The organism is Vreelandella xerophytica (assembly GCF_968048975.1).
In genome coordinates this window covers 1,088,861-1,100,271 of record NZ_OZ309106.1, presented here as the reverse complement: position 1 = coordinate 1,100,271, position 11,411 = coordinate 1,088,861, and the positions used below count along the sequence as shown (strand labels likewise).

Annotated in this window: 9 protein-coding genes; 7 read left to right on the top strand and 2 right to left on the bottom strand. The window is 56.8% G+C overall.

The window, feature by feature from the left end:
- The first annotated feature begins 451 nt into the window (after positions 1-451).
- On the top strand, positions 452-604 hold the full coding sequence (locus tag ACWF8S_RS05245; protein ID WP_447555790.1) for a metallothionein: 153 nt from the start codon (positions 452-454) through the stop codon (positions 602-604).
- A 420-nt stretch (positions 605-1,024) separates the two neighbouring features.
- The gene (luxS, locus tag ACWF8S_RS05240; RefSeq protein ID WP_447555789.1) at positions 1,025-1,549 is read left to right on the top strand and encodes an S-ribosylhomocysteine lyase; all 525 of its coding nucleotides are present in this window, start codon (positions 1,025-1,027) and stop codon (positions 1,547-1,549) included.
- A gap of 75 nt (positions 1,550-1,624) precedes the next feature.
- Here luxS and ACWF8S_RS05235 read toward each other — a convergent pair whose 3' ends face one another.
- Entirely contained in the window at positions 1,625-1,897 is a 273-nt protein-coding gene (locus tag ACWF8S_RS05235) for a hypothetical protein (protein ID WP_447555788.1), read from the bottom strand.
- A 125-nt stretch (positions 1,898-2,022) separates the two neighbouring features.
- On the opposite strand from ACWF8S_RS05235, the gene ACWF8S_RS05230 reads away from it, so the two are divergent.
- The 5 genes from ACWF8S_RS05230 to ACWF8S_RS05210 all read left to right on the top strand — a co-directional run bounded on the left by ACWF8S_RS05230 (position 2,023) and on the right by ACWF8S_RS05210 (position 9,072).
- Positions 2,023-2,271, top strand: a complete 249-nt coding sequence (locus ACWF8S_RS05230) for a hypothetical protein (protein WP_447555787.1) — start codon at positions 2,023-2,025, stop codon at positions 2,269-2,271.
- 125 nt (positions 2,272-2,396) lie between these two features.
- A complete protein-coding gene (locus tag ACWF8S_RS05225) occupies positions 2,397-4,058 on the top strand; it encodes a GAF and HD-GYP domain-containing protein (RefSeq protein WP_447555786.1) in 1,662 nt (553 codons plus the stop codon).
- A gap of 18 nt (positions 4,059-4,076) precedes the next feature.
- Complete coding sequence (locus ACWF8S_RS05220; protein ID WP_447555785.1) at positions 4,077-4,850, top strand: 3',5'-cyclic-nucleotide phosphodiesterase; 774 nt, start codon at positions 4,077-4,079, stop codon at positions 4,848-4,850.
- The gene (locus ACWF8S_RS05215) at positions 4,847-6,256 is read left to right on the top strand and encodes a tetratricopeptide repeat protein (protein WP_447555784.1); all 1,410 of its coding nucleotides are present in this window, start codon (positions 4,847-4,849) and stop codon (positions 6,254-6,256) included. Before ACWF8S_RS05220 ends, ACWF8S_RS05215 begins: the two co-directional genes overlap by 4 nt.
- 11 nt (positions 6,257-6,267) lie before the next feature.
- Complete coding sequence (locus ACWF8S_RS05210) at positions 6,268-9,072, top strand: hypothetical protein (protein WP_447555783.1); 2,805 nt, start codon at positions 6,268-6,270, stop codon at positions 9,070-9,072.
- Positions 9,073-9,091: 19 nt separating this feature from the next.
- On the opposite strand, the gene ACWF8S_RS05205 is transcribed toward ACWF8S_RS05210, so the two are convergent.
- Positions 9,092-11,305: a CHASE2 domain-containing protein gene (locus ACWF8S_RS05205; protein WP_447555782.1), complete on the bottom strand. Its 2,214-nt coding sequence runs from the start codon at positions 11,303-11,305 to the stop codon at positions 9,092-9,094.
- Positions 11,306-11,411 lie beyond the last annotated feature (106 nt).

Sequence of the window (11,411 nt, the reverse complement as noted above, 5' to 3'; positions counted from 1 at the left end):
TTCCTCTACCAGAATCACTTTGGTACTAGTCAGGTACAATAAAAATACAATTTTATCTTGTACACCCCTTAACTATGTTCTATAGTCTGTAGTGTTCGCGGCAAGGAAACCGCTTCGCAAAGGATGGCTCGTTCAGGATGAACGATACTATACAAGGAAAGAACGTACTCAGGATGAGTACTTAGGTTTCAAGGACGAAGCAAGCTCAGGATGGAGCGTTCAAGTCTCAAGGAAATGAGAAGCTCAGGACGAGCAGGTAAAACACAGGGAAGGTAATTGAGAGGCAACGAAAAAGCACCCTTGCAAAGGGTGCTTTTTCGTATCTGTCGTATGCCGTACCGTCGGTAGACTTGCTTCATGACGTGTCTTCTTTTTGAGCCCGCATCAAAAAGCAATTACATAACACCTCATCTGGGTACTACGCTTTGAATGTCCATCAAGGAGGTACGTCATGTCTGATCAACAGTGTGCATGCCCCAAGTGTGATTGCGCGGTAGGTGCTCAAGCAATCGAGAAAAACGGCCAGCTTTTCTGTTCCCAGTCCTGCGCCGTCGGCCATACCGATGGTACAAGCGGCTGTGGCCACAATTGCCAGTGCGGCTAGATTGCATGACCATCTAGATATTCGCTGATCTATTTCAGCTGCCCATAAAAGCCTGGAGGCTACCGTCTCCGGGCTTTTTTGTCTTTAGCACCAGCGCTTTGAAGCCGTGCGCAATCCAGCGCTTTGCACTATCCTGAAAGGCACTTAACTTACATATCAGGGAAAGAAGATGCCATCTACTACCGTAATCGTTGTCATCATTGTCCTCATTGCCGTGTTGGGTATCGGCTTTAGCGGTGTGCTCCCCTTCTAGACACGGTCTTTTGTAGACACTGTTTCTTGTAGATGCGGCCTCTTGCAGAGGCCCCCGCCACCGCTTCAGGTCGCCTCACGCGAGAGACGTTCTACATCTGTTCGCGATTGGTGCGACAACACGCGCAGCGGCTTAACCGCCCTTCAACGACTGAACAAGGAGCCACCATGCCTTTACTGGATAGTTTCACCGTGGATCACACCATCATGAATGCGCCGGCGGTTCGGGTCGCCAAGACCATGAACTCCCCCTCCGGCGATACCATTACCGTGTTCGATCTGCGCTTCAACAAGCCCAATGAAGAGATGATGGGCGAAAAAGGCATTCACACGCTGGAACACCTGTTTGCCGGGTTCATGCGTAACCACCTGAACAGCGACAGCGTCGAGATTATCGACATCTCTCCCATGGGTTGTCGTACCGGCTTTTACATGAGCCTGCTGGGCAGCCCCTCGGAAGAGAAGGTAAGCGAGGCCTGGCTTGCCGCCATGCACGATGTGCTCAAGCTCAACCGCATGGACGAGATCCCTGAACTCAATGAGTATCAGTGCGGCACCTACGTCATGCACTCGCTGGATGATGCCAAGAGTATCGCCCAGGGCATTATCGACCAAGGTATCGGCGTCAATAAAAACGATGACATCGCCTTGAGTTCCGAACGCTTGGCGGCACTGGGTAACGATGTAAGGTAATCTCCATCATTGAACTAAAAAACCGCCATCGTGAAGATGGCGGTTTTTTTTCGGCAGGCCGTTGAACAGACGCCTTTAAAGGTGCTCGTCCAACCACTTCTTGACGGTCAGTTGATCCCGCGCATCCGCCGGCAGCTTTTCATGAACGAGCGCCTCGCCCTTGTGAAGCGCAGTGATGGGCGCCGAGGCTGACAGTACGGTGTTCAGCATATACAGCACTTCCTCACCCTCTTTGGGGTCAAATGAGGTGGCTTCTTCGGGCTCTTGGCTGACGCGGGGGTCATTGGCAGCAATATCGCTCCAGGTGTAATGATCCAGACTCATGTTGATACGCTGAAAATTGGCCATTGGTACCTCTTTCATCCATGGATTAGCCCTATCGCTATCAGGGCATGTGCTTCCTGTTGCCTGAACACGCCACCTTATAGGCGCCGTATTACAGACACCCCCAAGCATAGCAAAGAATCTTATTCATGCCCGTCAGACAGCCTTGGATCAACGCTTATCTTCTGCAGGCGGGAAAGAGTCATGACCCGAGCTATCTGCCTAGCGCTGGTGAAAAGTGCCCAAGGAAAGTCATCGAGAAGAAATATCTGAAAAAAGTTATCTGGATAAAGTTATCTGGAAAACGTCAACAAGCTATCAAAAGCCTGGTCGGTCGGAGATCAAGCAATAATGCCAGGTGTGATACCGCTTTATTAACAAAAATCAATAAATTATAAACGGCAGGCAGCAATACTAAATTACAAAAAATTTCACAACCACCCAATAGTTTCAACTTTACAAGTAGTACTTTATTAATCAGATAAACCGGTCATATAATGAGTAAATTAATATTTGAGCCGCCATGAGCCACGCACCTCAAAAAAACGACATGACCCGTATCCGTCAGCTCAATGAGATCGGGATCGCCCTTTCGAGCGAACGTAATCTGGGCGCCTTGCTTGAAAATCTTCTTACCAGCGCACGAAAACTGACCTCGGCAGATGCGGGCACGCTCTATACAGTCGATGAGTCAAAACAGCAGCTCTCTTTTGCAATCGTTCAAAACGATACCCTGAATATTCATCTGGGGGGGCTTCACACCCCTGTAGGCAAGCAGTTTCCCACGATCGACCTTTACAAGGCCGATGGCTCCCCCAACCAGCAGCTAGTGGTGGCTTACACCGTCCTGAACGACTGTACGGTGAATATCGAGGATGCTTATACGGCAACAGGCTTCGATTTCTCCGGGACCAGTAAAATCGATCAGGCTACGGGATATCGCTCACGTGCGTTTCTCACCGTACCAATGCATAACCATCAGGGCGATACCGTTGCGGTCTTGCAGCTTTTGAACAAACGTACTGAGCATGGCCTGAACGGTACCTTTAGCCTGGCTGATCAGCATATTGCAGAGTCCCTTGCTTCCCAGGCCGCGGTCGCTATTACCAATCAGCGCCTGGTCGATGAAATGCAGGCGCTCTTCGATAGCTTCGTTCGCATGATCGCCACCGCCATCGATGCCAAGTCCGCTCATACCGGCGCCCACTGCCGCCGAATGCCCGATGCCACCTTGCTGCTTGCAGAGGCGGCACATCGTTCGCAACGTCCCGAGCTCGAAAGTTTCATCCTGACAGATGAGGATCGGTACGAAATCAAGACCGCCGCCTGGCTGCACGATTGCGGGAAAATCGTCATCCCCCACCACGTCATGGAAAAGTCGACAAAGCTTGAAGGGCTCTTTGACCGGCTTCCCACGATCGAGGCGCGCTTTGCAGCCAGACTGCAAGCTACCCATACAGCCCAGCTGCGTGCCGAATTCGAGGCTTACCGCAATGGCAGGACCTTAACACAAGCACAGTGCGCCGCCTTTGCCGACGAGCGCTCAGCGCTGCAGGACGACCTGGCTCTGATACGCCGCTCGAACAAGGATGGGGCACGTATGACAGATGCGGACATTGCCAAGCTTCAGGCAATTGCACGGCAAACATGGGAAGACAGCGATGGCCAGCCACAGCCGCTATTGACTGACGACGAGCTGAATAACCTTTGTATTCGCAGCGGTACTCTCAACCAAGAAGAACGCAAGGTCATAGAAGGACACGTCAACGCCACGCTCGATATGCTCAACGAGCTGCCTTTTCCAAAACATCTGCAACGCGTTCCCGAGTACGCGGGTGGCCATCACGAGCGGATGGACGGGACCGGTTATCCAAAAGGACTGACCCGTGAACAGCTTTCCCTGCCGGCGAGAATACTGGGAATCGCCGATGTTTTCGAAGCACTTACCGCTCCCGACCGGCCTTACAAGGCACCGCTGAAACTGTCTGAAACCCTGACCATCATGGGGCATATGGTGCAGGATCAACATCTCGATGCTGAACTATTCGCGGTGTTTGTCGAGGAAGGAGTGTACCTGGATTATGCACAGGAGCATTTGCAGGCCTACCAGATAGACGAAATCGATATTGCCGCTCTGCCTGGGTTGCAAGCCTTCGCGCCAATCGATCAACAAAACGAACATTAAAAGAAGAACCCGAATTTCATGCAGATAAAGACACTCGGTGCCAGTGGTGGATTGGAGTCGATACAGGGCACCAGCGCTTTCCATTTACCTCCCCATACACTCATTGATGCAGGCACGGGCACCCAGAGACTCAGCCCCCCCGAACTGATGTCGCTCAACAGCGTCCTGCTGACTCACGCTCACCTCGACCATATCGCCAGCCTCCCCCTTTTGGTCGATATGCAGTTCAAGGCGCTGACCGACCAGGCACGCACATTGAGGGTCTATGCCCTGCCGGAGGTATTACAGATTCTCAAGCGGCACATATTCAACGAGCAGATCTGGCCTGATTTTACCCAGCTGCCTTCGTGTGAAGCGCCGGTTCTCGATTTCGTTCCTGTTACCTTGTGGCAGCCATTCACCTTGCCCCACGAAGCGGACAATACCTTCGAAGTGACGCCTTTTCCGCTGTTCCATGGGGTGCCGACCTGCGGTTACTGTATCAGTGACGGCCATCATCAAATGGCGATCTGCGGCGATACCGGGCTAAGCGACGATACCATCGCTTCACTTAACCGCCTGGGGCCGCTGAAGCGTCTGGTCATCGAATGCGCCTTGAGCAATGACCTGGACGAACTGGCCAATGCCGGGTATCACCTCACCCCCCGCCGACTCACCACTCTTCTAAACGCGCTGGACACGCTCCCCGAGACGCTCTGCATTACCCACCTGAAACCCAAGCTGCGAGAGAAAATCACGGCGGAGCTCGGCCACCATCTGCCCCCTACGCTGAACTGGACGCTCCCTGCATGAAACCGTTCAGCCTCTCGACAGCGCTGCCATTGCTGGCAGGTGCCGTGATCTATCTGGGGTTCGCCTCTCCCGTGAAGGCTAGTCAGACCGAACTGGCGAGCGCAAAAATCCTGTTGTCACAGCAGGCTCCCCAGTCAGCCTACGAGCAACTACGAGCCGTGGAACTCGAGTACAGTGGCATACCCGAATTCGATTACTGGCTGGGCGTTGCCGCTCTTCGCGCCGGCGAGTCGAGCCACGCCCTGATGGCACTCGACCGTGCGATCCTGCGCCAGCCCAACCACGCCGGCGCCCGGCTGGAGCGCGTAGCGGCACTCGTTCAGCTCGGTCAGTACGTAACGGCCGAGCGTGACATCGCCCAGTTGCAAGCGCTTTCTCCGCCTTCTGATGCGCAAGCCGCCATTACACGGCTACAGGCATCGATCAACCAAGCACGTCAGGCGCAAAGCGCCCCGAAGCATCGAGGCCTGCTGGGCGTGGAGATCGGTTACGACAGTAATCCTCAACGGTTTCCCAATGAAATCGCCCTGGATCCTCTGCACCCTGAACTGCGACGGCAAGCCGAAAGACTGATCGAGAGCGGCTGGGAGCCCGAGGACGGGTCGGCCAGCCTGGAAGAACGGCTCTTCAGTCGTGACGCCAGCGCCTATCAGCGGCTACAAGGCAGCTACCAGGGAACCGTCCCCATCGACGCGCGCTCTCGCTGGCGTATCGGCACGACCGGCCAGGCCCAGCGTTATACAAAAGAGTCGGCCCAAGAGTACGATCTCACGCTGGCCCAGGCGCAGCTAGGCTATCAGCGCGATCTGGCGCCACAGCGTACGGTCACTTTAAAGGGTAGCGCCCTGCTGGGTTGGAGTGGAAATAACCAGCATCACTTGCTGACCCGCTGGGGTAGCGGGGTGGATCTGAGCCATCCCATCGGGCTGGACAGCGACCTCACCTGGCAGCTCGATGCTCAGCATAACCGCTTCAACGCCGCCGACAATGATTACGACGCGGCGAGTCTGGGGGTACAGCTGGAAACCAGCTATACGGCCTTGCGCGCTCGCTGGAATGCGCAGCTCGAACGTGAGTGGGCCAGCGAACACCGAGATGGTGGCGATCTCATTTCCCTGCTGCTGGGAACGCTTGTCGATTACCCCCTCGGGGACCACCATCTCATTCGCGCCAGCCTCAACCATCGCACTCGTACCTACCAGGAGCAGGGGTTCGCGCCTTATAACGATTTTTCAGCGACCACCCGCCGCGACCGCATATGGCAAGCACGGCTCGCCTGGCTTCATCAGTTCGACAACAACTTGTTGCTGGAGGCCAGCTCCGAAGCTGAATACCGGCGCTCAACCATCGACTTCTTTGACACGCGCCGCTATCAGGCACAGTTAGCGCTTCGCTACCTCTTCTAATGGAGATTGACATGGCCTGTTTTCATAAACGCCCATTGGCTCGCTTTACACGGATCGGTCTGGGCAGTTTAGCGCTGATGCCTTTCCCTACTTTCGCCGATACGCCCGCAGGGCGGGTAATGTTCGTACATGGAACGGCCACTATCGAGCGCGACGGGGTGCGGTTACCCGCCGAGCGGGGCGATGATTTCTTCGCCGGTGATACCTTTCATACAGCGCAAGCCAGCACACTCCAGCTGCGTTATAGCGACGGTGGCACCAAGGCGATTCGCCCCGATAGCTCCTACGTTCTGGAACGCTATGTGCTCGACGAACAGGTGCCTGGCAATTCGACGCAACAGGGAGAATTGATTCGTGGGGGGCTGCGCTCGATTACCGGCGCCATTGGCAAGAACGCTCCTCAAAACGTCATACACAAGACCCCTGTCGCTACCATTGGCATACGCGGCACCAGCTTTCAGATTCTACACGTGCCGGATGGAGGCAGCGCTTCGCTGCCCGGGGTCGACACAGGCAGTTACTTCTATGTGGAAAGCGGTATGCTGGCCATGTCGACTAACGCAGGCGACACCCTTATACGTCCAGGCCAGGTCTTTTTCACCCCGTCACTGGACGCCGCGCCGCAGCTGGTTCCCGGCGGTATCGGCATCTTTGAACAGCTCGACAGGAATATGCCCCAGGGTACAGATTCCACAGAGGAGGCCTCCTCCAGCAATACAGGCGTTGCACAAAACGATGATAGCTCCCCGGAAGCCCGGGATGAGCCAGCCGGCCCTTCCAATGAAACGCCCCCCAGCAATGACAGTGCGCCCGCTGTCGATACCTTTTTCGAAAGTGCTGTATTGACGCCACTGACCGATAGCGGGTCAATACAGAGCACGGCCAGCAACGTTCGCAGCGAATCTCAGCTGCGCCGGCCAGCCACCAGGGTCCCGGAAGCGCTCGCCGAGAACGGCGGCATCCAGGAACATGCGAATCGCGCCGCCAGCAATGAGAATACAGACAGCAGCGTTGGAAACCCGGATACCCTCAATGGGCGTCAAAGTGCTCCTGACGCGAATTCGGGCAACGCCAGCACCAACCCAGGCAACAGCAATGGGAGCCTCGGCAGCCTTGACGGGCGCCAGGACACTGATGAAGAAGCCCGAGGCCGGGGCAACGCCAATCCAGGCGTTATCGCCGGGAATCCAGACAGTCTTGGCGGGCGCCGGGATGTTCCCAACGAAACCCCGAACAACGGTAACAGGAGCCCAGGCAACGGCTCTGCTGCCCCAGCCAGCCCTGGCGAGCGCCAGAACGCTCCCAACGAAAATCTGGGCAATAGCAATCGAAACCCGGGTAATCCAGGTAACGCCAACCGCAGCCCAAACAACAGCACCGGGAACCCGAGCAATCCCGACCGGCGCCCAGACATTCCCGCTGGAAGTCAGAACAGCAACGCAGGTAATCCGAGCGTCGGCGCCGAGACACCCACCAATTCCAGCGGCCCCCAGGATGCTCCCAGCGAGCCCCCGATCGATGAGAGCCCGGGCAACAGCAATGAAAGCCCGGGTAACGGCGCCGATAACCCAACCGATTCCAACGGCCCCCAGGATGTTCCCAGCGAGCCCCCGATCGATGAGAGCCCGGGCGACAGCAATGAAAGCCCGAATGACGGCGCTGGGAGCCCACCTCCTTTTGATGCCCCCCAAGACACTCCCAATGAAACACCCCTTGACGAAGACCTGAGCGACAGCAATGAAAGCCCGGGGAATTCGGATGAGACCCCGGATATCCCCGACGAAAGCCTGGACAGCAACACAGGTAGCCCAAGCGATGCCGACGGAAACGCCGGCGACAATGCTGAGACCCCGAGTAATCCTGACGAGGGCCAAGATACCCCTGAGGAAACTCCGGACAGCGGTAACGAGGACCAGGACAGCGACAACCAAAGTGGCGGCAACGGTAGCTGGGGCAACTGGGGCAACTGGGGCAACGGCAACGGCAACGGCAACGGCAACGGCAACGGCAACGGCAACGGCAACGGCAACGGCAACGGCAACGGCAACGGCAACGGCAACGGCAACGGCAACCAGGGTAATGCCTACGGTAATCCGGGCAATACTCAGGAGACACCGCCGCCGTCTGACACAGGCGGTGGTGGTACCACCTTTAGGGACTGGCTGGCCACCGAGCCCACCGGGGACAATTCGCTATTGAACGAGGCTGCGGAATCCGATATCGAGGATTTCTACGAACTGGAAGTTGCCCCAGATGTTCAAGGCGCTTACTCCATCGGCCCGGGCGAAGTCGTCTGGGGCTACTGGAAGAGCGGCACACAGATACCCACTTCGATAGAGGACGAGGGAGTGCTGGAGGAATCCATGGTCTTTATTACGGCTTCCGATGAAATCTCCGACTCCTTGAGCGATTCACTCAGCGATCTTGCCTTGAACGCGCTGCGTGACCAGCTCGACGCAGGCGTGACGTTCAACTGGGTCGACGGTACCGGCTTGATACCCGAGGAGGATGGCGAGATCATTCCCATCCTGCCCGAGAGCTCTATTGTGCTCTCCAACAGGGAAGGTGTGCGGATCGAGATCCTTCTTGAGGATTTCGGCGCGCTGGTAGGTCGTGACCGGTCTGACTCGTTCTCCCTGGATGAGATCGAGCTGACTCATGAGCTATGCAACGGAAACAACTGCTTTGAAGAAGGGGAGTTCAACGGTCTCTATGTCGGCGAGGAGGCCGCTGCCGTCATGGGTCTGATCGAAGCGTGGGGCGACCGGACCGGTGACTATAGCGGTGCCGGTATCTTCATTCGCCAGGTCCGGTAACCTTGAAACCATAAAAGCGCTATTTTTCCGTATGCGTCCAGACGCCATCCCATCCCGGTGATGGCGGCTCGGACTTGAAATGCTCGATACGCGCCAGATACATGCGTGTTGGCACATCGTCTTGATCCAGTGCACGAAACGCCCGCGCGGCAGATTCAAAATCCGCCGCCTGGTATTTTTCCAATGCTTCTTCGAAAGCAGCCTGCCAAGCGAGCAACTCGCGTGAAAGGGCCTGTCGTCGTCCCAGTGGCTCAAGAATCCACAAAGGTGCCAGGCGCCCTTTGACGCATACCTTGTCCAGGCGCCGGTAGCACCACTGCGGCGCCTGATCGGCGGTGGCCTCGCTGACGATCAGGCTCACGCCATAGGTCTTGGTCAACCCTTCCAGGCGAGAGCCGAGGTTCACGTTATCGCCCATGACGGTATAGGCCATACGGAAACTGGACCCCATATTGCCCACATTCATGGGCCCGGTACTCAACCCTACCCCCATTGCCAGGGCGGGCTTGCCTTCGCCGATAAATTCGTCATTGACAGCTTCCAGCGCCTTCAACATGGCGAGAGCGGCCTCGATCGCATGGTCGGCATGTAGCGGGTCGCGAAGCGGCGCCCCCCAGAAAGCCATGATGGCATCGCCCATGTACTTGTCGATGGTGCCTTGATGGTGGTGGATAGCGCCGGTCAGCGGGGTCAATAAACGGTTCATCACTTGCGTCAATTCAGACGGCTGAATGGTCTCGGCAAAGGCGGTAAAGTCCCGCACGTCGGAAAACAGTACCGTCAGCTCACGCTCTTCCCCTTCCAGGCCAAAGCTTTCGCCGCTTTCGACCATATCCTCGACCAATTGCGGTGGAATGTACTGTCCAAAGCGCTCGGCTACCCACCGTTTCTGGTGTGTCTCACGAAGGAAATTCATCGTCAGATGCCAAAGCATCTGTCCTGCCAGCAAGACAAGTACGCTTGCAAGGGGCAACACCATTCCCTGATACCAGGCCCACAGGTTGGTGGCTAGCACCATAGCGAGCAGGCCGGCACTTGCCAGCAGCAATAACGGCGCATTCAGGCGAGGGTAAATCAGCACCATGAGCAGGCCAAGAACGCTCAGGTTTACCAGATCAAAGCCCACCACCCAGGGTGGTTGCGCCCGGATACTCTGATGAAGCATGCCCGCCAGAAGACTCAGGTTGATCTCAGGGCCCGGATAGACAGCGCCGACGGGTGTCGATCTCAAGTCCATCAGGCCGGGGGCGGAGGCGCCCAGGATCAGGGTTTTTCCCGCCAGCGCGTCGGGCTCGATACGCTCTGCCAGGACATCCGCCGCGGAAATATAATCGAAGTGGCCTCGCGGCCCGTACCAGGGCACCAGCGCGGCGCCCGTCTCATCCACGGGAATCTCGAACCCCCCTACGTTGAATGCCTCCAGCTGAGCCACGCCGCCGCCCTCTCCGATCACGGGGATGATTGGCGGCTCGCCCAGTAGCGATAGAAGCATCGCCAGGGGGAGGCCTGGATAAAGCTCTCCTTCCCAGCGCTGCAGCATGGGAACACGGCGGAAAACACCGTCCTCGTCGACACGGGGGTTATCGAAAAACCCTGCACCCCACGCGCTTTGCTGCAGCACCGACAGGTTCGCGGTGTAACGCTCGGGTTCGGGAAAAGGAAGAGACCCCGGCCCTGCGAATTGGGCAGGCATGGGCAACTGACCAATGGAGGGCGGGTCTTGAGGCTGACGGTGTGCTTGGAAATAGTAGCCCAGCACGACGGGGTGATTCGATAAAGCCCCCGCCAATTGCCGGTCACCGTCCACGGGTGGCGTCGCCTCGTTCAATTGGGGATATTGCTGGGCGAGCCGTGCCCAATGCTGCTGCCAGAATGGTTGCTCTGGCTCGGCAAACACCACGTCAACCCCGAGCAGCTGCGCCTCATACCGGGTGAATAGCGTTTCTATCAGATCAGCGACGGTGGCTCTTGGCCATGGCCATTGGCCAATTTCATACAGGCTTCGCTCATCTATATCGATAATCGCCAACGAGGGGTCGCGCTGCTCGCTCAGCGTACCGCGCACCTTGAGGTCATACGCCTGCCACTCCAGGCGCTCCAGCACCGGGAACGTGGCCCATCCTGCCTTGTGCATCAGCAGCAGGACAACCATCAATACCCCCCCCAGGTACTGAAGCCAGCGCCAGCCGGAGCGGTCGATCGAAGAGAATGGTTTGGGAAGTGGAATCGCCACGCCAGGGCCTCGTTATCCAAGCAGTGATAAAGTAGCACGCGCAGCTTTTCAAAAGACCAAAACTCTCATCTTTTCTTGTCGAAATGGCTCGTTCAACCGTTTCGCC

Bases quoted from the DNA above. Each gene is read 5' to 3' on its own strand.
- ACWF8S_RS05245 (WP_447555790.1), top strand. From the start codon at position 452: ATGTCTGATCAACAGTGTGCATGCCCCAAGTGTGATTGCGCGGTAGGT.
- luxS (WP_447555789.1), top strand. From the start codon at position 1,025: ATGCCTTTACTGGATAGTTTCACCGTGGATCACACCATCATGAATGCG.
- ACWF8S_RS05235 (WP_447555788.1), bottom strand. From the start codon at position 1,897: ATGGCCAATTTTCAGCGTATCAACATGAGTCTGGATCATTACACCTGG.
- ACWF8S_RS05230 (WP_447555787.1), top strand. From the start codon at position 2,023: ATGCCCGTCAGACAGCCTTGGATCAACGCTTATCTTCTGCAGGCGGGA.
- ACWF8S_RS05225 (WP_447555786.1), top strand. From the start codon at position 2,397: ATGAGCCACGCACCTCAAAAAAACGACATGACCCGTATCCGTCAGCTC.
- ACWF8S_RS05220 (WP_447555785.1), top strand. From the start codon at position 4,077: ATGCAGATAAAGACACTCGGTGCCAGTGGTGGATTGGAGTCGATACAG.
- ACWF8S_RS05215 (WP_447555784.1), top strand. From the start codon at position 4,847: ATGAAACCGTTCAGCCTCTCGACAGCGCTGCCATTGCTGGCAGGTGCC.
- ACWF8S_RS05210 (WP_447555783.1), top strand. From the start codon at position 6,268: ATGGCCTGTTTTCATAAACGCCCATTGGCTCGCTTTACACGGATCGGT.